The 25,458-nt window shown below is 37.0% G+C and carries 17 protein-coding genes and 1 pseudogene; all 18 read right to left on the bottom strand.

What is annotated here, in order from left to right; translation table 11 throughout:
• Positions 1-5,320 (bottom strand): family 43 glycosylhydrolase (locus DW721_RS14845; RefSeq protein WP_118746197.1); only part of this gene is annotated, 5,320 nt, incomplete at its 3' end.
• 827 nt (positions 5,321-6,147) lie between these two features.
• Positions 6,148-6,312: a hypothetical protein gene (locus DW721_RS16205; protein ID WP_178004456.1), complete on the bottom strand. Its 165-nt coding sequence runs from the start codon at positions 6,310-6,312 to the stop codon at positions 6,148-6,150.
• A gap of 38 nt (positions 6,313-6,350) precedes the next feature.
• Positions 6,351-8,318 (bottom strand): right-handed parallel beta-helix repeat-containing protein, encoded by a 1,968-nt coding sequence (locus DW721_RS14840; protein WP_118746196.1) that lies wholly within the window; start codon positions 8,316-8,318, stop codon positions 6,351-6,353.
• Positions 8,319-8,776: 458 nt separating this feature from the next.
• Positions 8,777-9,667, bottom strand: coding sequence for an Abi family protein (locus DW721_RS14835; RefSeq protein ID WP_118746195.1), 891 nt, complete (start codon positions 9,665-9,667; stop codon positions 8,777-8,779).
• A gap of 380 nt (positions 9,668-10,047) precedes the next feature.
• Complete coding sequence (locus DW721_RS14830; RefSeq protein WP_118746194.1) at positions 10,048-11,424, bottom strand: P-loop NTPase fold protein; 1,377 nt, start codon at positions 11,422-11,424, stop codon at positions 10,048-10,050.
• Positions 11,421-11,759, bottom strand: coding sequence for a hypothetical protein (locus DW721_RS14825; RefSeq protein ID WP_118746193.1), 339 nt, complete (start codon positions 11,757-11,759; stop codon positions 11,421-11,423). The genes DW721_RS14830 and DW721_RS14825 overlap by 4 nt, the downstream gene beginning before the upstream one ends.
• A 3-nt stretch (positions 11,760-11,762) precedes the next feature.
• Entirely contained in the window at positions 11,763-12,257 is a 495-nt protein-coding gene (locus DW721_RS14820) for a hypothetical protein (protein ID WP_118746192.1), read from the bottom strand.
• A 205-nt stretch (positions 12,258-12,462) separates the two neighbouring features.
• A pseudogene (locus tag DW721_RS14815) lies at positions 12,463-12,750 on the bottom strand (helix-turn-helix transcriptional regulator).
• 112 nt (positions 12,751-12,862) lie between these two features.
• Positions 12,863-13,012: a type II toxin-antitoxin system RelE/ParE family toxin gene (locus tag DW721_RS16730; protein ID WP_347560400.1), complete on the bottom strand. Its 150-nt coding sequence runs from the start codon at positions 13,010-13,012 to the stop codon at positions 12,863-12,865.
• 132 nt (positions 13,013-13,144) lie between these two features.
• Positions 13,145-13,930: a hypothetical protein gene (locus tag DW721_RS16200; protein ID WP_182436345.1), complete on the bottom strand. Its 786-nt coding sequence runs from the start codon at positions 13,928-13,930 to the stop codon at positions 13,145-13,147.
• Between the two features lie 64 nt (positions 13,931-13,994).
• Positions 13,995-14,312 carry a helix-turn-helix transcriptional regulator gene (locus DW721_RS14800; protein ID WP_243036042.1) on the bottom strand — a complete coding sequence of 106 codons (318 nt, stop codon included), beginning with the start codon at positions 14,310-14,312 and terminating at the stop codon, positions 13,995-13,997.
• A gap of 201 nt (positions 14,313-14,513) precedes the next feature.
• The gene (locus DW721_RS14795) at positions 14,514-15,620 is read right to left on the bottom strand and encodes a hypothetical protein (protein ID WP_118746190.1); all 1,107 of its coding nucleotides are present in this window, start codon (positions 15,618-15,620) and stop codon (positions 14,514-14,516) included.
• A gap of 681 nt (positions 15,621-16,301) precedes the next feature.
• A complete protein-coding gene (locus tag DW721_RS14790; protein WP_118746189.1) occupies positions 16,302-17,750 on the bottom strand; it encodes a hypothetical protein in 1,449 nt (482 codons plus the stop codon).
• 210 nt (positions 17,751-17,960) lie between these two features.
• Positions 17,961-20,447 carry a S8 family serine peptidase gene (locus DW721_RS14785; protein ID WP_118746188.1) on the bottom strand — a complete coding sequence of 829 codons (2,487 nt, stop codon included), beginning with the start codon at positions 20,445-20,447 and terminating at the stop codon, positions 17,961-17,963.
• A 211-nt stretch (positions 20,448-20,658) separates the two neighbouring features.
• Positions 20,659-21,408 (bottom strand): DeoR/GlpR family DNA-binding transcription regulator, encoded by a 750-nt coding sequence (locus DW721_RS14780; RefSeq protein ID WP_022013587.1) that lies wholly within the window; start codon positions 21,406-21,408, stop codon positions 20,659-20,661.
• Positions 21,409-21,575: 167 nt separating this feature from the next.
• Complete coding sequence (locus DW721_RS14775; RefSeq protein WP_022013588.1) at positions 21,576-21,833, bottom strand: HPr family phosphocarrier protein; 258 nt, start codon at positions 21,831-21,833, stop codon at positions 21,576-21,578.
• Positions 21,834-22,006: 173 nt separating this feature from the next.
• Positions 22,007-23,917 carry a fructose-specific PTS transporter subunit EIIC gene (locus DW721_RS14770; RefSeq protein WP_118746187.1) on the bottom strand — a complete coding sequence of 637 codons (1,911 nt, stop codon included), beginning with the start codon at positions 23,915-23,917 and terminating at the stop codon, positions 22,007-22,009.
• Between the two features lie 54 nt (positions 23,918-23,971).
• Complete coding sequence (gene pfkB, locus DW721_RS14765; RefSeq protein ID WP_118746186.1) at positions 23,972-24,895, bottom strand: 1-phosphofructokinase; 924 nt, start codon at positions 24,893-24,895, stop codon at positions 23,972-23,974.
• Positions 24,896-25,458 lie beyond the last annotated feature (563 nt).

The following is a 25,458-nucleotide window of genomic DNA, read 5'->3' as shown; positions in this document are numbered from 1 at the left end:
TCAGACTGGAAAGTAATCTTTCTGCTTCTGCGATCTTACTGCTTAATGCTTCTGTCTTGACCTGATATTCACCAAAGCTGTAATAATCAATATTCATCAGATTTTCTGCCTTACCTTTAAATACAAGGAATACATTGTGTGTATCTGTAATACGGTCAAGTTTACAACTGAATTCTTTAAATGTATCTTCACTTCCGGTTGCTTCTACATTTACCGTACCAACTAATGCTCCTTCCGGGCTGTCCATATGGATCTCGATCTGTCCACCGGATTTTGAAGCTGCCTTTACTGTAAATTCTGCTGCACCTCTGTTACCAAATGCTGCCTGGGCAACAGATGTCCAGTCACCATCCTGAAGATCTGTGATCTGTCTGTTAAAGTCTTTGAATAATTTGCCTTCTTCTGCACAGTCCGCAATCTTAATACCTGCATTCCATGCAACTGTTTCAGCATCAATTCTCTCATAAGGATTGATCGTCTTTAACTGGCTGATACCTTCATAAGTTCCTGCAATCGGACGAATCGTTCCATCAGAATTCAATTCAATCGGATCAATATGTGTGGAACGATATCCTTTTGTCAATGTACCGGGTGCAAGTCCCTGTGCTTCTTCCTGTGCTTTTGATAAAGTCTGTGCATGGTATATGAAGTATGATTTCCCTTCATATACAAAGGTTGCATGATGGTTATTTCCACCTACACCAAACCATTTCTGTGGATTTTCAAATACTTCACCTGCATATTTAAATGGTCCCATCGGATTGTCACTTACCATATAGCAGATAGTTCCATATCCCGGATATCCATCTTTTTTATCTTTATGCGGGCTTATAAAGTTTGAACAATAACTGTAATAATATTTATCACCATATTTGAAAATACCGGAATCCTCGAACATACATGGAGCATCAATTTCTTTTGCCTCACCATCAATGCTGATCATATCTTCGCCAAGTTTTGCAACTCGCGCTGTTTTTGGATTGTTCTGCTGACCATCTGGTACACCACCGCCGAAGTAGATATATGCACTTCCATCATCATCTACAAGTACTGCCGGATCGAAGCACCATACAACACCTTCACAACCCGGTGTTTTTCCTGTCAGTAATGCCTTTCCAATCGGATCTTTCCATGGTCCAAGCGGAGTATCTGCTTCTAATACACCGATACCGGACGCATCATTTGCAAAGTATAAGAAGAACTTATCTTTTCCATCAATCTGTTTATAGGCGATCGCCGGTGCCCATGAGTGACTTGCCCATTTTGCTGCTCCGTCGTTTCCTGCTACCTTAATCTCTCCGTGATCTGTCCAGTTGACCATATCATCAGAAGATATGATACGCAATGTTTTAATATAATTAAAGGAGTTATTTACTAACTTCCCATCTGCATCATATTCATAATCATCAGATGTCATGTATACATAAACTCTGCCATTATATACGATTGCATATGGATCAGCACCAAAATCAGTTGTTACAAGTGGATTGCTATATCCTAATTTCTTAGCAAGTGCTTTTGTATCTAAATATTTTTCTTTGATATCTAAGCTGCAGGCTTTAACATCATATTCTACAGTACCTTTATCTGCTGTAATATAATCAGCGCTGACATTTACCGTTGTATCTTTATCTGCATAACCTGTCATTTTTAATGTTACAGTTGCAAATAATTGATCTGCTGCTTTAAAAGCAAGGTCTTTTCCTGCTGCCTGTAATACAAGATGACCATTTTTAAAGTCCCATGATGTTTCACCAGTGATCGCATCACTGTTAAATGTAACATCTTTTACATCCATGCCTGATGGAATGGATAAGGATGCTTTTAAGTCTGTATGACCTTCTCCGATCAGTGCATCCATTGTTACTTTTACTGTAGCCTCACTGTTGATCACACCACTTATTTCTTCTGTTCCGCTTAAAGATGCTGCGTGGTCTTTTGCTTCCGGTGCATCTGTTCCTGTTAATTTATCTGTTACACGGAAGTAGTCAAAATCTGCATAACCGCCTGTAGATTTTGTTGCATAGTTAAAGATTGCAAATTTACTTCCCATAAAATGTTTCAGTTCATAACTTAACTGCATCGGATCACCTAACTGTGTCCATGTGCTGCCATCAAAGCTGTAATAGAATGTGACTTTATCTCCACCTGCAAAGTTAAAATCTTCTTTCAGGTAAACGATATCTGATTTACAGTCCACACTTGCTGCAACTCTTGGCTTATCCGCATCTTCTGCCTGGTTATTATGTGCATCTACCATGACAAGTTTTGCAGCGGTACCCTCTTTTTTCACTGCAATATAACCATAGTTATAAGAGAATGCTGCAAGTCCTGCATAATCTCCATTTTTCATTCCGGAGATATCCATTTTGATCTTACCGGAACAGGTCGGTCCAAATGTTCTCTGTGTCAGTGTATTTCTTGCATTTAATATACTTGTTGCTTTACTTCCTGTTGTCAGACGAAGCCAGCCTGCCCTGTCTGTCAACGACCAGTTATTGTTATTTGGATTGTGGTTCCACTGCCATACCAGATCAAGATCTGAACCATTGTAATCGTGTTCTCCTGATTCAGCCGGTTCTTTATCTACAACCTTCTCTTTTACAGTAACATTATCCACATAAAAATCCATCAAATCATCTGTCTTAGTCGGTGACTGTGCCCAGCCTGTTTCAAAGAAAATATAGTTCTGGTTGGTGATCGCATCATCCGGCATTGTATATTCTCCTGTGATCTGTGTCCATTCACCTTTCTTTGCTGTTGCACTCTTGATTACTTTACGGTATTTATAATTTGGTCCATTCTGGATCGTCATATTAAAAGATTTGCTGTCAACAGCATCTTTTGCGTCATATTTTACCCATGCAGATACAACGTAGGTACTTCCCGCACTCAGTTTATTGCTGACATCCTGCGATGGTCCCTGTGCACATGCAGTTCTCTTAGTAGCTGCAATATATTTACTTCCGTCCTGTGCACCCTTTGCATCATCTTTGATTTCGATCGTACCACCTTCAAATCCGGTCCAGTTTGCTTTTCCTTTTTCAAATGAACCATTCTTAACGATATTATCATCTTCTGTTGTCATGGAGAAATCATCGAGATAATATGCCATCTGGTCATTTTCTGCTGTTGGATTTTGTGTCCATGGTGTTTCAATAAAGATAAAATTCTTTGTTGGATCAAATGGGAAACTCTCACTCTTATCATGTACGGTATAAGTACCTTTAAATGTAGCCCATTTACCCTTTGTAGCATTGATTGTTACCAGATTTTCTCTCCAGTTATAATTATCACCATTCTGGATCGTCACCATAAATTTCTTTGTATCCGGTCCTGTCGTATATTTTAATTTACCGGATATAGTATATGTTTTACCAAACTCTAATTTTCCACTGATATCCTGACATGCACCCATTCCGGTTGTTAATCTGTTAGCAACAGAAAGACAATATTTACCGGATGCTCCTTCTTCTGCAACTGCTGTTAATACAGCATTTTTTTCATCCTTTGCATCTGGTTCCTGTGGTGTGGATCTCCATCCGGTAGTCTTTCCGGTTTCTACATCTCCATTTGTGATCAGTTCGATGAGATTATCATTTTCTTCTTCATCCGGAAGATCCGATTTGTTATAAGTAACAGAAACATCATCTACATAAAAATCCATCAGATCATTCTCTGCAGTCGCTGAAGGTACCCATCCTGTTTCAAAAAACATGGTATTTTCTACAGAACTGAATGGATTACCTTCAGTAGATTTACCCGGTACATAATCACATTCGATTTCTGTCCATTTACCCTTCGCAACATCAACACCGCCTGCAACCTGTCTGTAATTCCATGCTGTACCATTCTGGAATGTGATGTTGAATTTTCTTGTAGCAGGTCCATTCTCATTATCATATTTGATCTTTGCCTTGATATGATATTTGACACCTTCTACGATCTTTCCTGACAGATCATAGGCAAGACCGCTTCCTGTACCTGTTCTGCCTGTGATCTTTCCGTAGTTATTTCCACTTTTATCGGTTTCTGCACTGATCGTGCCACCTTCAAACGCTCTCCAGCCTTTTGTTCCGTCATCAAAACTGCCGTTTGCTACTAATTCTACAGTCTGATCTTCCGGTGTTTCAGCCGGTTCTGTCTTTGCGTCATCTGCTCCCGTAGCATCTATATCTGCTGACATCATAGCCATATGAGATTCTGCGCCCTCTTTCGCAGCATCGAATACTCTATGTTCTGCATCATTGTAAAATTCATCCGATTTTACCAGTGATTTGCTCTCACTTCCTTCTACCGGAAGTTCCATTTCAGCTTCTACTGTCTTGCCATCGCCGTTTTTACCAAGCATTGGCCAGCCGTCGATCCATGTACAATCAGTAAGAACCGGTGTACGTCCGATCGCACCATGATCCTGGAACATAAATCCGTACCATCTGCCATCTTCTGTATCGATCACACCACCTTGTGCGACACCTCCACTCGTTCCATTATTCGAAAAGTTTGCATTTAAAATCTCTTTCGTTTCCCATGTGCCGCCGATAAAGGATTTGCTTCTGTGACACACTTCAATTCTCGGCTTCCCACTCGGCCAGCAGATATTGAACACATAATAGTAACCATCTTTTTTCATCACATGTGTTCCTTCAAAAGATAAACCACCATCAAATTTACCCGCATCTGCTCCACTATGAGCTGAGAATAAAGTTCCGCGCTTTCCGCCCTCTTTTTCTCCGGAAAGATCTTCACTTAATTCTACATATTTGATCTCACCGCTTCCATACACGATATAAGGCGTATCACCATCAAAGAATAATGCCATATCATGGTAGAAGTTTGCTAATTCTGTCTTTGTCCATGAACCATTTTCAATATCATCTGTGGTATAGATGTAAGCATGTCCTGTTGTATTCGAATTAAACGCAACATAATACTTGTTATTATGGTACTGTAAGCTTGCTGCCCACTGTCCATTACCATACATGCTTTCACCATTTCTTAAGTTCATGGCATCTGTATCACCGAGAATGTCATATACGTAATTGACGATCTCCCAGTTGACAAGATCTTTTGACTTCATGATTGGACATCCCGGTGAGAGATGCATTGTCGTACTTACCATGTAATAGGTGTCATTCACACGAATGATATCCATATCCGGTACATCCGCATAAATAACAGGATTGGAAAATTTTCCGCTTTCTACGGCAGTTGCTGATGTCTGCGCCATGCTGTTTACCGGCAGCATTGTAATAGTCATTGCGGCTGCCATCATGGCTGCACATGCCTTTTTCCATCCTAGATTTTTGTTTCTTTTCACATTAAAACCCCCGTTTCTTAAATAATATATGTTATTATCACATAATCTGTTTTGTCTAGCATCCATAAAAACTATATAATTTGCCAAAAAATTGTTAAAAGTATATTTTGTTTTTGGTAGTTTTTTGCTATATTTGCAATACAACTATAATGAACCTTACCAAAAAATTTTTAAAAATATATTTTGTTTTTGGTAGATTTTTTGCTATATTTGCAATACAACTATAATGAACCCATAAATTAAGACAAAAAATCGTTGTTTTTATGTTGGATTTCCCTTATGATTTTATAGGCGTTTGCGAAACACCAAAACCTCGCATAAATACGGGATATTTTTCATTACAAAATAAAACAACTCCTCACTGATTTATGGTAAAATAGAATTGACTATAAACTACTAACCATATCCACCAGTAAAGGAGTCGTACTTATATGATAACATACAAACAGCTTTCTTTGTCAGATATTTTTTCAGATTGCCAAAATAAATTTGATAACAACAAATACCTTTTTGTGTTGCAGGCAGATAATTCTATCTGCTTTGTTTTTATGCAATAAAATCCTATTTCGCATAAACATCTCTTTAAAATCCGGTTCTGTTGGATTTTTCCCTATTGGAATCAAGATTTCAAACTTGTTTCGCAATTACCTATTTGTGAATATATCTTTTTGCATTTATAACTAATAGAACAGAATACGCTATTGTCATAGCCAGCGGAATTGCCGCAAACCAAAGACTGATTTTCACATCACTGCTCTCTATCAAAATTATAGAAGCTATTGTGAATCCGCAACAAAGCATTTCTAGGGCAAACATAATAATAGCCCTTAATACCGCTTGTTTTTTTGTTTATCCGCATAATCTGCAACCGCTAATATTGTTACTTTTACTTCATCATTCATATTCTCACTTTTCCTTTCTCCATCAATGATTTCTCGGATGTCAACCTCATAGAACTCAGCTATCTCAACAAGCATACTGATGTCCGGCATATTACTTCCCTCTTGTGTCAAGTAGTTGACAGATATTTTTATATATATGCTTTTACTCCACGAAGCTTCAGATTATCCCATATTTTCACTTTATTATTTCCTGCCTGCACGTTCTGCAATGGCCCCGCAATCACGGTCTCACTCATGACATTTCCCACAAGGTCAGAATCAATTGCCAAATCGCCTCCATCACGATTTTCAAATCTGCCCTCTGTAATACGTGTCATTCCCAAATCCTTACTTGTAATCACCTTGCCCTTTAATGTAAACATTTCCTCCGGTAAGGTGATATCCAGATACACCCCATCCTCTTCAGTAACAATCTTCGCCTCTGCTTTCACATTATCTGCATAACAGTTTACTTCCTGCTCAAAAGCTACTGCTCCACCCAGATAAACATTTCCATCAATATACGCCGGCTGCTTCACCCTCTCATACTGCTCTACATCCCCATAACCAAGGCTCTGCACTTCCTCGATATAGCTTTCCAGTGAAACCGGTGAACCGTTATATTCTGCAGTTCCATAGTGCCGATTCTCTTCCTGACCACCGATAAACAGATTCTGAAACCAACGGTCATCTCCGCCATACACTGGCACTGTGCCGGCCACCATGGTCGAATGTGGAAAATGATACGGTGTGGAACGGTTCAATACGGGATAATGATTTAAGAAACCACACACCAGATTGTTCACATAAGCACCGCCCTGAGCCGCATTGTCAAACGCATACTCAGACGTAAAAATATTGTTATCCACCAGATATGGACCATGGGTAACTTCAATAAAAAAGTCACGATTATTGTTATCGTAAATATTCGCACTTACCCGAATGCCCTGTGCCTGCCAGTCAAGCCATGTTCCCAGTGTACAGTGATGAATGTAATTATTGTGAATATATGTATCAATTGCTGCATGCAATTTAATTCCGCCAAGCTCATGTCCATAATACTCATGCTTTGTTCCGATTCTAAAAATCTCATTTCCATAAATCTCACAAAATGCCGAGCTCATATGACCTACGATACCATTCTGTCCGCAATCGTAAATCCGGTTGTTCCGGACAATATGGGAACCCACTTTTTCCTTGCTCCAGCCGATGGCTAGTGCTCGAAAGACTGCCTCCATCTGATACTGATACCCCGGCTTTCTTCCCCATTTTGTGAAGTTATTATCACCGGTGGTTTCTTCTTTTCCAAGGCTTACCGCACTGCACTTGGAATCATGAATGATATTATCCTCAATAATCCATCCCTTACTCCAGTTTGGTCCGATAATTCCGTACTGTTTTCCGGTAGGCGGTGCCCAGATGGTTGCCGCCTGTGCAATCTCAAAGCCCTTTACCGTAATATAATCCAGCCCTGTCCTGTCCGGGAAAAAGCAGCATTTTCTCACATTAATTTCAACGCATGCTTCATTGGGATTGGTTCCGTGAAAATTTGCATAAATGGTTGTCTTTTCATCCGCAACCTCTGCATACCAGCGGTAAAGAGAATCTTCCGGACTTATCAGTTTCTCTTCCCGCCAGCCCCATGTCTCATGGATACTCTTCTCCCACTTCTCCGGATGAAATACCTTGTCCAAAGAATCCGCCTCAAAAAAAGACTTACCATTCAGATAAACATCACCGGTGTGAACCTTCTTTTCTCTGGGGCTTACCATCCAGTCACCATCGATTTCCGTGGCAAATGGATTGTAATCCCTAAAAACAGTATTATCAACTTCTGTTTTCCACACAGTTCCTTCCACAAGCTCCCAGTTATCCACCTGTTCGGAACCTTTTATCACCACATGCTCTCCCTGTGCTGCCATATATGTAATTCGGCAGTCCGACGTAAGGCCTCCGTATCTCGGCTTTACCCACTCACGGTACACGCCTTCATGGACAATCACCGTATCTCCTGCGACCGCCACATCTGCTGCCCGTTGAATCGTAAGAAATGGACAATTTTTTGTTCCCGGATTTCTATCGGAACCAGATTTTGCAACATAATAAATTGTAGCCATACACATTTCCTCTCTTTCTCATTTCGTATATCCTTTTGACTTCGGTATCATTATGTAGTAAAATATCATGTGTATCTTATAGATACAATGTACCACATTTTTTTGATTTTTGAAGTAAGTACAACAATATAGAGACAAATATTGCTATCCTCATTTTAAAACTTTTTCTGCACCTACCGCAGATACACTGTTTTTACTGGTACTTTCAATATTGGCTTTGGAATCAGTTCATTCAATAAGATTCCTGTATCAGCATTTTTTATCCGGAATAACTTAGAAATCTTTAAATGCTTTTTGACCATGCTGCCCACAATGGCTCTAATTACTTAATGGGTCCATTTATAAAGTTGTAAAGTGGTACATTTTTATAAAATATTTTTTGTACATTCAGTCTTGACATTTTATATAGCCACTTTTCATAGATTACTGCTAACGAAAAGTGGTTGTTTATTCTTATTTTACAAATTATTATTCATAATTTCCAAATAATTCTCTGGGAAACCAATCAACTCCAAATCAATATCATTTCTGTATTCATCTATCACTGTTTCCACTATCTGCACCAAAGATTTCTTACTCTCTTCATCTGGAAGTCTTTTTAGCAAGACTAATGTATACGCGAATAATGAATTATTCTTTATTTCTGGATGTTTTCTCAAAAATGATGTTGTAAACTTTGCCGGAGGATTAAAATCTGTATTATACATTCTAGCTGCATGTGCACATTTGTTTCGTAAAACCGATAAACAATGAAGATGATTTTCTAATGTATCTCTTCCAACACCAACCATATGAGCAATGACATCTTTTTCTGAATAATACATAGAACTGTATAATTTAGACATATTAGAAAAAGACATTAATTCCACAATAACCCACAATGGCATTTTACTAGAATATTTCATTTTATGATGCTTCACAATCAGGCTATCTTTATAATAATTTTTCTCCCTGCTGAAATTTTCCATAACTTCCCTGTAACCTTTTTTATTGTAAAAATTGTTTTCATCATAATGCTGGTCATAAGGTGCATCTGTACATTTTGCAATTGAAAATCCATAGGATATCTGTGTCCGATAATACACCTCTGCTTTTTCAATATACCGCCTAAATGTGTCACGTAATATTTCATCCACTTTATAAAGATGATACACAGTTTCAAATGTTGTACCTTCTATGTAATCACTGCCGGAAGGGCCTTTCCTAAATTGCAAAGCATAACCTGTAAATCGATAATAGTTTACTTTCTTCAAAATATCCTTAGCTTCTTCTCTATCCAAAATAACCATCCCGTGTGCAATTAACTTATCCAATTGTTCATCGAAGGTCAATGGTTTTTTCAAATCCATAAAATCTCTCCTTAACGTAAAAAAGCTGAGCACAAGTCTCAGCTTGGTCCCCAATGTCCAAAAGACTTCGGGCAACTCTGTTACATTTAGTATATTCAAAAAACAAAAAAATTGCAATAGTTTTTATTATTTTCATCAATAAAAATGTAACACATTGAGTCTAAGTAGTCCATTACTACTAAGGATTTCTCCCAACACATTTGCTTTTATCCCAATTCCGCCCATGTGCCTTAGTAGTCGAAACCGTAGTAATTTCAAGGCTTTCCGCCATATTATGCCCTGTATTGCCCCAGTCTGCGATGGTATGCATTATCATAAAACTGGAGTACCGTGGCAGATGAATAAAACTCTAATCATATTTTCTCCTATCTTAAAAATTTTTACAATTCATAATCTGCATATACAGATAACATACTTTCAATACTTCGCACAAAATGTTTTGAATTGCTATCAAACTCATAATCTCCAATCATTGTGTGATATACTCCATTTGTATATTCTGTTACAAATATAGCCTCATAAAGGCTTTGTAGTTTTTGCTCAACAGTAACAAGTGTTTTTCCCTCTATTTCCTCAAATGCTTCATCTCTATTCAACAGTCCAGAACATAACCAGTCTTCCAAATCAGATTCCTTATATATATCCATAAGTGGCTTTGAATTCTTCCCATTAACAAAGTCATTATACAATGATATATCCACAATCTTTAATCCAACAAGAATAGGTGTAATATACATCAACAAAAGCTTTTTTCCTTTTCCATCTGAAAATCCAAAATCCCACTTCCTGCTATCATGCGTAGGTTCATATGCTGCCGTTTTCACTTGTCGGTAAAAACGAGTAGCTTCTCGCAACTCCATATTATATGTATCTATTACTTTTCTAGATACTTTTTCTAATATATAACCTGAATCCAGCCCCATCTCTCTATAAAATGCAGTTTTATCAGCTGGTGGCAAGGATAATCTCATATCAAAAAATCTATCTAAATACCTACACGCATCAAATGTATTGCCATAATAATGCTTTATTGTATGTTGCAATTCACCTAAATTAACAGAAAATACAAATGTGATTCTTTCATCACACAAATAATGTTTTATCCTTTCTAATAAATGAACAGCATAACTTGGCTTACATCTATCCAATTCGTCTATGAAAATCACTAACCGATTTCCTCTTTCCACCAACAACTCTGTAAAGAAATTTTTAATATCCTCATGTAAATCTTTTTCTTCTCTAATATTTGTAAGAGGATTTTCACTTTTTAAGTTTTCAATAATACTGTTTATATTCCTACCGGTAAACGCCTCTAATACAGAACCCGCTAACTTAAATATATTGCCATTATCATCAAAATCATAATTTATTCCTAACTGCTTTATTATTTCATACACCAAAGACAATACCGGGTCTGTATCATTATCATTTTCCCATGCATCATAATAAACCGCCACATTATAATTTTCTGGCACATCTTCAGATTTTTCTGGGAATGGAATTGCATACACAATACTTGCTTTTTTCTCATCATCCATATCACTCATCGGATTTTTGGCATTTATTAGCAGCATAGATTGTTTCACAAAAAAAGTCTTTCCACTTCCCCATCTGCCGTCAATAGCAATAGAAGAAGTTCCTTCTTGTGCTAATAGCAAATCATAAAAACGTACCAAATCTTTGTTTCGTTTCAATAAATCTTTATTCAATGTATGTATCAAATTTTCTTCCGTAGGAATTAATTCAAAACTATTCATAGCCCTTCCCCCTTTTGTAAAATATTTTGCAACCGCAGATTGCGATTTTCGATTATATTCACAATATATTTCAAAAACTCAGCATACTGATTTGATTGCAGCTTTAATAACTTTTCAACAGTATCATATTTATCGTTTTCAACAATTCCCTCTATGAATACATTGTTATAAATCTTATCATAAATCATTTCTGTAAATTTAGCATGATGTTTATAATATATATTAGGTATATCATAGCAATGTGCCATTCCTCTATAAGTTATAGCTACACACATTGCAACAGTCAATCCCATAGTTACTACAGCTGCTCCAATGCCTGCACCGACATTTTTCATAGCTTAGTCCCACATAAGCAATCCTTCTGATGTATTTTCTGTTCCACAATAAGGGCATGAAAGCTTACTTAATTCTTCCTCATTCGCTTTGTGCATACGTTTACCACAATGATCACATTTATGCGCGTACACCTTTATCAGATCATATTCTGCTTGAAAATCCTGACCGAAAACATAAGGTACATACCCCCACTCTTCTACAGTTTTTATACCAAACTGCTTAGTACGAATAGCATCTTCATCTTTATGTCTGTACAACGATAAATCCAGTTCAGTTTTCCATTTCCCACATGAACTACAAATATATACCTCTCGTTCAGCATTTATAGCTATATACTTACTTGAAGATATCAATTCTTGCCACTCAGAACCATATTTTCCATTCTTAGCATCTTCTATAGTTTCCTGATAAATTGTTGGATACATCATTCCAATACCATGCATGACACTGTATTCCTTTTTGCATTTTTTACAAACAAAATCATATCCGTCACCCACAATGTACCTCCTTTATAAACTAAACAAACTCCCGCATCTTTTTTTCCATGCAGAATTCATATCCCATGTTCTTTTTCCTACTTTATCAAATTCCACAACAATTGAACCAATCTTTATGTTTTTTCTTCTCATTCCCATACCTCAAATTCCTTTTTAATAGTATTTAAACAACCTCACCAGACAATATTCCAATGAAATCATATAATCACGCTTTCTGTTTAGGAACAAACTCAATCTTAAGAACCATTCCCATACCATCTGCTAATCTTATAAGCAAATTAACAGATAGATTCCTTGTTCCATTTTCAAGCTTGCTGATATCTGCCTGATTAATACCAGTATGTTCAGCCAGTTCCTTCTGTGTCATATTCTAAGAAGTACGAGCATCTACAATAGCCCTTATTACATCCATCTCAGGCTGAATAGCTTCATATTCTTTTCTGAACTCATCATCTTTTAACTGCTTAGAAAGCATATCATCAAATGTTCTCATCCCTCATCACCCTTTCTATGAAATCCTTTCTTCTATCCTTTGCAATCTGAATCTCCTCTTTAGGGTGGGCTATGTCTTTTTAACAAATCCGTTCGTCAGTATTATTTTTCCATTATAATAGAAAAAAATATAAGACTCTGGTAATGTCACTTCCAAATTTGCAACGCAATTCAAATATTCCGTCTTCCAAATGTTTACTGTAAGGTTGTCTAAGCATATTCCCCTTTTTAAATATTATATGGTATATATACCATAATATCAATTATCCATTTAATATAATCATAATGTTTTAATCACACTCATTAATTCGTCAGAACATAAAATTTTCTTTATTGATTCTTTAAATTCATCAATATTATTGTATTCATATTCTGGTTCAAAACACTCCATACTACTATTCTTTTTCCAAAACTAACAATCTTGAATCCTTCAATTTGCATTTATAAGAATAATTATCTTTTTCCAAAGTTCCGGAAAAACAAAGATAATAATTTAATGCTTCATCCTTTTTCTCCGGAATATCAATTAATTTATCACTTAAGTAATTATATACAGACGGAGATATCGATATCTGGCATATTTGCTTTTTACTATCAACATTTAATACCTTAAGATAATACTTTTTTATATCACTTTCCTGTATATATTTATAAATGTACAATGCACACTTCCCATAATATATTTTTTGTATATCCATATCTTCTTCCAAATTCCCCGAATTAAAATTTTTATGCGGCAAATATTTTTTCTCACCACTGTTGCCTTTAAAATTGAAAAAATTATTTTTGCTTTTCTTCACTCCTCGCATCTGTGATCCATTACCATTCGTACTTTTAGAAACTGTTTTTAACATCCTATTTAAGCAACTCGTCAAACGATTACTAATGTCTGTTGTGTCCAAATCCTCATAGAATTTACCTGTTTCCTTTCTTGATGCCACCTCATGTCTATAAGGACAATCTATATCATGTTTTTCCTTATCTGACTCTATCACTTTAAAGTATCTTCGCTGATTTCCTCTCGCAACAGTAAGTGGAGCCAATTTACAAACTGGGCAAAACATATGTCCGTCATACTTGCTTATTGCCTTCTTATAATCTTTATCATATAAATCCCAATAAACACTTGCTGAATAATTTGTATCATTCTCAAAATAAAATTCGTCATATTTCTTTTTCATACTAAATAACCCCTTTCTTATTTAATCTTCCATTACATCTGCTAATTACACTTACTATATTATATCATAAAATTATCCTCACATATTTATTATTTCTCCAATAAAAACAAACCAACCGGACAATTACTCCAATTAATCTAAATATAAAACCACCAATATCCTCGTCTACGACGAGGATATCTTCAATACTTGTATGTAATATTCTGCTTAAAATCAACAAATTATCTACGCTCGGCAACGACTTCCCATGAATCCATTTATAAATAGCCTGCGGATTTTCAAATCCCATAGCTTCCTGAACATCCTTTACCGTATATCCATTCTTTTTCAACAATTCACTGATTTTATTTCCGGTTGCTTTTTGCTTTATTGATAAATACACAGGTTCCAAAAACATCCCTCCTAATCTCCGGCTTTATCACCACCTGCCAATATTTCAGAATGTATAACCTTCAGATTACATCATTTTCATACTTCCCATTTTTTACACAAAACTCATCTACAATCTTCAATATCATATCATTATAATAAGTCACACCACCATGAGCATAAATCCCTTTTTATTCAACACGCCTTTCCCCTCTCACCCCAGTTTCACAGCATCTCTCCTGCCATCTACCTGAAGCACCGCCTTGCTCGTCACAGCATAGCTGTCCCCGTTTTTCAGCCATTTAACAACTTTTCCGTCTTGCAATATCAGCACTGCCTGTTTGGAATGACTTTCAATATTGTATTGCTTTGCTGCTGCATCAAATACTATCCTGCAATTATTTTCTGCTATGCTGTCAATTCCTCTAAGACTTCCGGATTCCAATGCTTCCACTGCATCAAATGTAGTTCCTATGGTTACTGCTGCATCTTTTCCGTCTTTTAAATTCCATGAAAGACCATGATAAATACCACTTCCATTGCTTATCACACCCGTAACAGGCTCGCCTGATACTTTATTCTCTTTATTTTTACTGTCTTCGTTATTTTCTTTTTTGTTATCACCATCTGAACTTTTATCTTTTTGGGTTTTCTTCTTTTTCTTTGTTTTGCGGCGTGTCTTTCTGCGTTTTCTTCTATGTGAACGATTATTATTTCCATCGTCACCGTCATTATTGGTATCACCTTTTCCGCCGTAACCGTACCTGCTCTGTCTTTTATCAAGCTGCCTGTAACCGCCTGTTATCCAGCCTGCTATTATAAATAAAAGTGCGATTACATTTAATATCGTAAACAAATAAACACCTATTTTCAAAAAAGGTCGAAGCGATGTGATGCCAAACACAATAAGAAGCATTTCCGCCACCACGACAAGCGTGAACAAGGTCGGCATGAACATTGTCTTTTTTCCTTCCGCCATAAACAGCATAAACATCGAAAGAAAACATAAAACTAACGGAACGGCTATTGCCACAGCACAAAATACGAGTATATTTGCACCTCCTGCATGATTTATATAAGAAACACTGTCCTTTATATTTCCCCATGTATATGGTGCTTTAATTACATAATTTTCAGAAAGCCGCCCCTCTTTAAAATATGTATATCCTGCTTTGCCCCCCGTTTTTATGACCTCTATTCCTGAAAGTGTCATATTTCCATCACCTGCATTAAATTTACAGAATGGAAGTAAAAGAGAAAGCAGTGCCAGCAACAATAAAAGCCCTGCTATATTTTTCATCCATCGACCATGTTTTCTCATTAAAAATCTCCTCCCTAAGTTAGGTATTATCATAATAATTTAATCACCTGTTATCATATTTTTGCAAACTTCTGTTATGCGTAAAAAATATAGGTTTATAAATTCTAAATGCTTATCATTATATGAATGTTCATAACAGTTCAGCCTTAAATGGCATTTCAAATTTTACGGAATAAACAAATGCCACATTGCATCGATTAAATGTGGAAAATTAAAAACTGAACTTTTATTAACAATCTGCACTCTTGTATAATACAACAAATTTCTTTAATAAAAAATATATTTTTCCTTATATTTTTATTAAGATATAACATTTCAGATATAAAAATATAATTATTAAACCACGGTCTGCTCATTATATTATCAATTATATTCTTATGTTAGAAAAGTCTTTCACTCCTAAAATGAGTTCAAAAACTAAGCGTGTACTCAAATGAAATAAATAAATCTTCTCCGTCAGAGCATTGATTTCGTGCGAATAAACAAAAATTGATGTGATACCAGACTGAGAAATACTCACATTTCCAGTCAGATTACCACATCAATTTTTCATTTAACTGCCAGTCTTTTTAATATTTAGCATTTTATTGTACCATCACGCTTTTCAACTGCTTGTCTTTTTACTTTTAGTATTCTATTTTACAATTACTTTTTGTAAATCCAGTTTTTTACGCTTTATATTTACTTAACAATCGGTGCAAATCTTATTCTTATCTGAGGAAGTGACTTAAGTTCAGTATAATAGTTTGTCTGCCAGTCATCTCCCTGAGTCTCGTCATTTTCTCCAGATGCCGGTGGTGCAAATATTTTAAGTGTCATGTCTTTTGCTCCGTCAAGCGGCTTTTTGAAGAATGCACTCATCATGTCTACACATTTTACGCCCGGTGCTTTGTAGAACCAGTGTCCGTTTAATTCTATCATAAGGTTCATGTCTACATTGTCATCATCAAAGTATGCTTCACAGAATACAGGATTGCTGTCAAAGTGAAGGTTGATTGCTACTCCGTCGGCATCTTCCGAACCACCCCAGCGGAGTTTTGCGGGAAGTTCTACATCTGAGCCTGTTTCCATTGACGGACTGAAGAAATCGTCATGAATGATTTCTCTATATGTATCCATGAGTGGCTGCTCAATTCCAACATCTTTGTTGTTTGGATCTTCTATCTCAAGTCCGAGACGGCCTCTGTCCCTGAACTGATACATTGTGAAGCCTGAAAGCCATTTCTCGTCGTCTTTTTTAAGCATTTCACAGAATTCTTTGAGCATTGATGCCTGATCGTACGGTCCTGTTACATCACCGTCTGAGTTAAACTCGGACAATACCATAGGCTTTTTAACTCCGTTATTTACATATGTGTATCTCTCATAGCTGTTCTTTGCAAGCTGATATATCTTGCTTACTGCATGGCGTGCAAATGTTGTACCGCCTTCTTCTGCAACATCATATGGCCAGCCCCAATGAAGTGCCATGTATCTGTCTACGGATACAATATCTGCTGCCCTTGAAGCTTCTGCAAATATGTCTTCCATCTCCATCTTTTCGTCTTCAAGTTCCTTACATCCGTCAAGACAGATGATAGTCTTAACATTTGGAGCTTCTTTTCTGATTATCTCACTTGCGTGTTTGAAGAATGCTGCAACTTCCTCATAACTTGCTCTCTTGTTGAATGAAAACCAGTTTCCTGTTGCTTCATGATTTATACGAAGCTGAACCCTGCCGAATGTTCTAAGGTCTTTTGCGATTGCCACAAGATGCTCGTCTGATACTTTAGGGTCGATAGTCATTGTAAGGAGTACATCCTGTCCATGTCTTCTTACATCTCTCATGCAGGTAAACGGCTCATCATCTAATGTACCGTTAAGTCCACCCTTATATGTAAAATAATCATCATACGGGAAATCCCATGCAAACTGTACTGACGGGTCAGCATGAACAACACTTGCTCTGCCCGGCCACCCCTCATCATTCGAATAATAGCAATACATAAGATTTATCGCTCTATGCGGTCTGCCAAGTTTCTGTAAAATATAATCCTGATTTACATATTCTCCACGCTCACTTCCATCACCAAGATCAACAGCACACTGTGCAGGTCCCATATGAAGTGTTTTTGCCTTTAATTCGCTCATCTTTATCCTCCAATTTTGTTTTATGACATTTTGCGGAACATATCTGTCCATGTTCCATATATACCATCATTTTAATTGCGGCATCCATAAATTACAATGTAATTAGGCGACTTAAAATACACGAAATATTACATAAAAATTGCATGAGCCTACAGCAGCAAATAATATATGTTTACACTACTAAACACAAAGATATACAACCATCTTATCCTACCTGCATACAACCGTGCACTTTGCACTCTTTCCGTTTTTGGTGTATGCCGTTATGACGGCTTTTCCTTTTGCTTTCGCCTTTATCTTTCCTGTTGTCTTATTCACAGTTATTATTTTTTTATTGGAAGATTTAAAGTAAATCTTTCCCGAAAGTTTTCCGGCATATTTTTTATATCCCTGCAGATATGCAGTCAGCTTTTTACCTGCTCCTTTACTTATATTTATCTTGCTCTTTGACAATTTTACTATCTTCACATCTGCAAATATATTTTTGGTATATTCATTTCCTGCAGTTGATTTTACATACACGGTGTACCATCCCGGTTTTGATGCATTTATTGTAAATTTCTTACTGTTTACATATATGTATGAGCCATCATCATCCTTAAAAAATGATGCCTTTTTTTTCCCCTCTGCATATTTTACGGCTGAAACATTTCCACTTATCTGCACATTCAGCTTTTGTTTATATTTTTTATATATGCTTTTTGAGGAAGATATTTTTATATTTCCTGTTTTGGTGACCGTGTCAGACTGCTGTTCCGGTGTCTCAGTTACCTGCGGACTTTCGGTAATAGTCGGTGTTTCCGTTATCTGAGGTGTCGGCGTTTGCATCACATCAGGTATCGGCGTTTCCGTCACATCAGGTGTCGATGTTTCCTGTGGTGTTTCTGTTGCCGTTGTCCCTGATTGTCCATCTGTTATTTCAGGGGCAGCCGTTATTGACGGTGCTTTCGTTGTTTCAACAGGTGTTTCCGTAACCTTCGGTGTTTCCGTTGCCAACACTTCGCTGCTGCTTGAAGCTGAAGGCTGTGGTGCCGCCGTCTGTGTCGATTCTGCTGTTGCCCCTGCTGTCTGTCTATATTCCAAAGCCGCATTTACTACCTTTGATGCATCCGGTATTCCCGCATATGTTACATAGTATTTCAAATTTGACAAAAGTTTCATGTTGTCCGTATTACAGAGCAATTCTTTAAGACCTTTTCCGTCAATATTTCCCGCCGCCGCTTTTGCAAGTGCTGCCACACCTGCCACATACGGTGCTGAAAATGAAGTTCCCCATTCACAGGTATAGCCTCCGCCAACGGCGGTTGTATATATTGCGGCACCCGGAGCACACATTTCAACTTTTTTTGTTCCATAATTACTGAACCAGCTAAGGCTTCCATCCCACTCTATACTTCCGACAGTAATAAGATTATCTTCACTAAATGATGCCGGTGTATAAGTCAGACGGTCTATATTTTTTGATTCATTTCCTGCGGCAACAACAAAAAGCATATCGCTTTGTACAATAACATTTTCCATTATCATATTGTTGAATATGTCTGCCATTCCCGACTCACCGCCCCAACTGCAATTACATATATCCGCACCATTATTGTCAGCATACACTATACCCTGTATAAGCGTAGACATTGTTGACTCTCCCTCAGAATCAAGAGCTTTTACAGGCATAAGCTTTATGTCTATATCAGAAGCAATCCCGACAACTCCCGTATTATCATCAGCCGCCGCCAGAACTCCTGCAATCGCAGTACCGTGACCGTTATCATCATATGGATTATTTCCGCTATTAGTAAAATTCCAGCCTATCGTATCATCCGTATATCCGTTTTCGTCACTGTCACTACCATTTTCAGTTTCATCTGAATTTTTCCATATAACATTTTTTATCTCGTCATTTGTATAATCTATTCCCGTATCTACGACAGCAACTACAACCGAATCATCATTCTTAGAAATCGTTTCAGATGCATTATTTATTGCTGTCCACGCTTCTTCGGCATTTAAATCCACACCCTCTACGGCAGTAATATTTGAATCTTTATATTCGCTGCTCGGGCTTGTAAATGTTCCGCTATTTTTCAATGCCCACTGCGAACCGTCAGCATAATAATCCTTTGTGCTCCCGCTCGATTTTACGGAAACTTTATTTGACGATGTCTCTGAATTTGATGCAATTCTCACCTTATAGTCCGGCTGTGCCGCCTTAATATCTGAGCCATATTTTTTTGCAATATCTATTGCTTTTTTTGTATATTTTTCTGACTTTATCTTATAAACCTTTATAAGTTCAGTCACATCCTTTTCTTTATATGCATATTTTTTTATTTCTTTAGGTTCCGTTGTTCCCTCTCTGTATTCTATCATAATGCGGTTGTCATTTTCTTTATATGCATTTTCATCATCAACGATAACCGCCTTGTCTGATGTCTTATTGTCACCGTCAGACTTTTTACTTTTATAAGACATTGTCTGCGTATTGTTTCCACTACCCGAATATGTACTTTTCTGTACCGTGTCACTGCCATACTCTACTTTACCGCCTGCACTGACACTACCTGTAACAAAACTTTTCTCCGAATCCACACCCGTATCTGTATTCGATATACTTCCACCACATACTTCCTGCAATCCTAACGATAAGGTAATGATAACACAAGCAATCGCAGATATTTTTTTAACGGACTTTTTCCTCATATAATGATTCCTCCCTTATGAAATCCATATGCACTCTCGAAATCTTCCGAACGAAGAATTTCGAGAGTACATAATCCATTATAACTCCAGTTTTTGTCATTATTGTGAACTGACAAGTTTTTAACACAATATGAGATTAACAGTTCAACCCTGCATTTCCTACATTCACAAACCTGCCTGCAATTATGTTGTTATAAAAACCACTTATTCCTCACACTACCTCATCAATCATGCCCTCATCAAGATATTTATATTTTTCCGGTGCCTTGTTAGTCAATATATGCATATCCCCGAAGTTTGCAAATTTCACTGATGTCACATTGTCAAATTTTTCAAAATCGGCAAGAAGATATTTCTGATTGCACTGATTTATCGCTGTTTTTTTGACAAGTGCCTCATTTGCATCCGGTGTCGTAAAACCGTGCTTTAAACTTATGCCGTTAGTTCCAAAGAATCCTTTTGTGAAATTATAATTTTGTATCGACAAAATAGCTTCATTACCGACTACCGCCTCAGTTGTTCCTTTCAATTCACCGCCAACAAGTATTACATGAAATCCCGATACAGCAAGTTTTTTTGCGTGTGCAACGGCATTTGTAACAAATGTTGCTTCTTTACAACTTATATACTCAATCATATACCCCGTTGTCGTACCTGCATCAAGATATACAAAATCCGTCGGTTTTATAAGTTCCGCTGCCTTTCTGGCTATCTGTCTCTTCTCTTTTTCATTTACCCTGAGCTTTTGTGACACTGAGAGTTCTTTCGCCGTGTAATTGGAATTTACGGCTATAGCACCGCCAAACACTTTTATAAGTTTGTTTTCTTTATCAAGCATTGTGAGGTCACGCCTTATCGTTGATTCAGATATACCAAGAGAGTCTTTTATTTCGTTTACTGTTACGCTATTTCTTTCCTCCAGCATTTTTAATATCATCTGCTGACGCTTTTCTACTAACATTTTATCCCTCGCTTTCAACTTTTAACCCTGAAAAACCCCGTGGCAACCATATTTTGATATACCCGGGGTTTTCTGTTTGTTATGTCTCTGATTCGGTCACTTGCGACCAAAAGCATCAAATCTTTTTCTTAACATTTAATTTCGTAATCTTAAATTTCTTATACTGATTACAGATTTTCTTTCATAAATGCAGAAATCTTTTCGTATGCCGCGTCCTCATCTTCACCGTCAAACTTAAGTACGACTTCCATGCCGCCTTTAATTCCAAGTCCCATAATAGCAAAGATTTTCTTGCAGTCTCCTGACTTTCCGTCTTTTGAAATAGTTACGCTGCTGGTAAATTCCTTTGCAAGCTTTACAAGCTCTCCTGCCGGACGTGCGTGTATTCCCTGTGGATCTGTAACCGTGTAAATAAATTCTTTCATAATATAAATGCCCCTTTCATTTTAAAATATAATTTTTGAATTTTTAATCATTACTTTTTTAACATATAATACATAACCTGTTTCTTCCCTTTAAGTAGTTTTGTTTAATCATATTTATACTTATCGGTCAAAAAACATTTTTACCATATTTATTTGTGCTTTGGCTTAATACTTTATGATACTTTTTTCTTAAGCACACCAAGTAATACTGTTGAAATAACTGTTCCTATTACAAGTGAGAGTAAATACATCCATGAACCTCCGACAACCGGAAATACAAAAATTCCACCGTGAGGTGCCATCAATGTACAGTTAAATACCATGCTGAGCGCTCCTGCAACTCCCGAACCTATTATACATGATGGAATTACACGAAATGGATCAGCAGCCGCATAAGGTATCGCACCCTCTGTTATGAACGCAAGTCCCATTACAAAGTTTGTAGGACCGCTCTCTCTCTGCTCTTTTGTAAATTTGTCTTTAAATAACATTGTTGCAAGTGCAATAGCACACGGTGGAACCATACCACCTATCATAACTGCCGCCATAATATCATAATTTCCGGCTGCGATAGAATTTATACCAAATACATAGGCTGCTTTATTGAATGGACCTCCCATATCTATAGCCATCATTCCGCCTAAGATAAATCCGAGTGCTATCTTACTTGAGCCTCCCATGCTTCCAAGCCATGTATTAAGTCCTGTGTTTATAACACCCATAACAGGCTCTACTACATAATTCATTGCGAGTCCCATTATCAATATACCTACAACCGGATAAATAAGTACAGGTGCAAGTTTTTCAAGTGCCTCCGGAAGTTTCTCACAGCCCTTTCTAAGAAGAAGTATTACATAACCTGCGAGGAAACCTGCCACGATAGCACCAAGGAAACCTGATTTTCCGTTGTACGCTATCATTCCACCAACAAAACCAAGTGCAAGTGCCGGTCTGTCACCGATTGCCATTGCTATAAAACCGGCAAGTACGGGCAACATAAAGTTAAATGCAAGTCCACCGATACTCTTAAACATTGCAGCAACAGGTGTTATCGTACCAAAGTTTGAACGGTCTTTAACCGATAGTGATGAAATGTCAACTGACAATCCGTCGATAAGGAATGCTATTGCAATAAGGATACCACCACCGACTACAAACGGGAGCATATGCGATACACCGTTCATAAGCTGAGTATAAATTTTATGTCCTACACCGCCGCCTGAGGTTTCTTTACTCTGGCTCTCCGATGCGTTAGCCGCATGATATACTGGTGCGTCACCGTTTACAGCTCTTTTTATAAGTTCGTCAGCTTTATTTATTCCGTCTGACACCTGACATTCTATAACTTTCTTTCCGTCAAATCTCTCCATCGGAACTTTTGCATCTGCAGCAACTATGATACAGTCAGCCTCTTTAATATCATTGTCTGTCAAAACATTTTTCGCTCCGCCTGAACCTCTTGTCTCAATCTTTACATTAACTCCTGCTGCACTTGCTGCTTTTTCAATTCCCTCTGCCGCCATATATGTGTGGGCGATACCTGTCGGACATGAAGTAACTGCAAGAATTTTCTTTCCTGACTCGTTTGAAATATTTGTGCTCTCAAGTCTCTCGTCAATATCCGGCTTTTCGTCATCTGCCTTGTCTACGATTGAAAGAAACTCATCAACTGATTTTGCATTTCGTAAAGATTTTGAAAATTCTTCGTCCATCAAAAGCACTGAAAGTTTGCTCAATACATCGAGATGCACATTATCCTCTGTGTTTGGTGCTGCGATAAGAAAAAGAAGTGTAACCGGATCTCCATCAATTGAGTCAAAATCCACACCATCTTTTATAACCATTGCGGCAAGTCCCGGTCTGTCTACCGCATCACATTTTCCATGTGGAATTGCCATTCCTTCGCCGATACCCGTTGTGCCTTCTTCTTCTCTTAAGTAAACCTGTTTTCTATAACCCTCTCTATCATTTATCTTGCCGCTCTTTACCATCAGGTCTACTGCCATATCAAGAGCTTCAGACTTAGACTTAGGTGACAAATTCAGGCTGATACTCTTAGCATCTAATAAATCTGTTATCCTCATGCTCATCTCCATCCTTTCTTTCTGTAAAAACATTAAGATTGTTTATAAGATCATTCACTTAGCAATATGCTTTAAATCTACTCTCTTAAGCGACTCCTCAACTTCCTGCTTTGTAGCAAGATAATCTGATGCTGCACTTGCACCGCCTGTTGCCATAGCCATGCTGAACGCATAATCATAATCTTTCTTTTGCAGCCATCCTGCTATAAATCCGGCAACTGATGAATCACCTGCTCCGACTGAATTTTTAACTACGCTCGTCGTTGCTTTGGTGGCAACTACTTTTCCGTCCTCGCTCAAGAGAACTCCGCCTTTTCCTCCCATAGAAACAAGAACATTTACTGCGCCCATCTCCTGCAGCTTCTTTGCATATGGAACTACATCTTCCCATTCTGATAACTCAACACCAAATATCTCTCCAAGCTCATGATGATTTGGCTTTATCAAAAACGGATGGTACTTCAAAACATTTAAAAGAAGATCTTTTGTCGCATCCACTATAATCGTAACATTTTTGTCCTGAAGTTTTTTCATTATCTGCTCATAAATATCTGAAGGCATTGTAACCGGAATACTTCCTGCAAGTACAAGAATATCTCCCTCACCGAGCAACATCAGTCTTTCCATAAGTTTATCTAACTGCTCTTTTGGAATATCAGGTCCCTGTCCATTAATCTCCGTTCCGTCAATAGATGAAAGTTTCAAGTTTATTCTTGATATTCCATCTTTCATTTTTATAAAGTCTGTATTTATACCTGTTTCCTCAAGTTCTCTGACAATCTCATCTCCGGTAAAACCTGCCACAAATCCAAGTGCTGTACTATCAATACCGAGATTTTTTAAAACGATTGAAACATTCGTGCCTTTTCCTCCCGGAAGCATCAGCTCACTTGATGTACGGTTCGTATATCCGAGTTTAAAATCATCAACTGCAACGATATAATCCAATGATGGATTTAATGTAACCGTATAAATCATATGCTATCCTTTCCGCCATAAATTTTTAAGTTAAACATTTTGCATTACGCTTCAAACAAAAGATTTGTTCTTCAAACAAATCTAATATACACAGAAACAATGCAAATATGCGAATTAGTTTGAATAATAACAAATGTTTATCTTTAATCGTTTACGGCTGTTTTTAATTTGTTGAACATATTATATAATCATATTCGCCCAAAATCAATCAAACTAATTCACAAAATATAACCTATTTTTTTGTGCAATATACACAAAAATATTATTGTTTTATAAAACGCTTTCCATACCAATTACACAAGAGTAAAATATCCCATGTTTATTATCCACTATTTCAAGTGTTTTATACATAATAATTGATTTCAACAATGAATGATTATGACCGATTTTGATTTTTATATATTTATATAAATAAATGATTTTAATTCTTGATTAAAGATTTCCAAATACATTAGTATAATCCACAAAATATGTATCGCTTTTTATCAGATTTTTTTAGAACTGGTATAAATCAATTTATATACAAAAAAAGCCTGATACAACATCAGACTTCCAAACATATC

Origin of the sequence: Clostridium sp. AM27-31LB (assembly GCF_003480745.1) — a bacterium.
GTDB classification, from domain to species: Bacteria; Bacillota; Clostridia; order Lachnospirales; family Lachnospiraceae; genus Butyribacter; species Butyribacter intestini.
This window is presented reverse-complemented; position numbering and strand designations above follow the sequence as displayed.

Coding starts and splice junctions, on each gene's coding strand:
- DW721_RS16200 (WP_182436345.1), bottom strand. CDS start 13,930: ATGAAAAAGAAATATGACGAATTTTATTTTGAGAATGATACAAATTAT.
- DW721_RS14770 (WP_118746187.1), bottom strand. CDS start 23,917: ATGAGGATAACAGATTTATTAGATGCTAAGAGTATCAGCCTGAATTTG.
- DW721_RS14785 (WP_118746188.1), bottom strand. CDS start 20,447: ATGAGGAAAAAGTCCGTTAAAAAAATATCTGCGATTGCTTGTGTTATC.
- DW721_RS14835 (WP_118746195.1), bottom strand. CDS start 9,667: ATGGATTTGAAAAAACCATTGACCTTCGATGAACAATTGGATAAGTTA.
- DW721_RS14830 (WP_118746194.1), bottom strand. CDS start 11,424: ATGAATAGTTTTGAATTAATTCCTACGGAAGAAAATTTGATACATACA.
- DW721_RS14825 (WP_118746193.1), bottom strand. CDS start 11,759: ATGAAAAATGTCGGTGCAGGCATTGGAGCAGCTGTAGTAACTATGGGA.
- DW721_RS14795 (WP_118746190.1), bottom strand. CDS start 15,620: ATGAGAAAACATGGTCGATGGATGAAAAATATAGCAGGGCTTTTATTG.
- DW721_RS16205 (WP_178004456.1), bottom strand. CDS start 6,312: ATGCCGGACATCAGTATGCTTGTTGAGATAGCTGAGTTCTATGAGGTT.
- DW721_RS14790 (WP_118746189.1), bottom strand. CDS start 17,750: ATGAGCGAATTAAAGGCAAAAACACTTCATATGGGACCTGCACAGTGT.
- DW721_RS14840 (WP_118746196.1), bottom strand. CDS start 8,318: ATGGCTACAATTTATTATGTTGCAAAATCTGGTTCCGATAGAAATCCG.
- DW721_RS14775 (WP_022013588.1), bottom strand. CDS start 21,833: ATGAAAGAATTTATTTACACGGTTACAGATCCACAGGGAATACACGCA.
- DW721_RS14780 (WP_022013587.1), bottom strand. CDS start 21,408: ATGTTAGTAGAAAAGCGTCAGCAGATGATATTAAAAATGCTGGAGGAA.
- pfkB (WP_118746186.1), bottom strand. CDS start 24,895: ATGATTTATACGGTTACATTAAATCCATCATTGGATTATATCGTTGCA.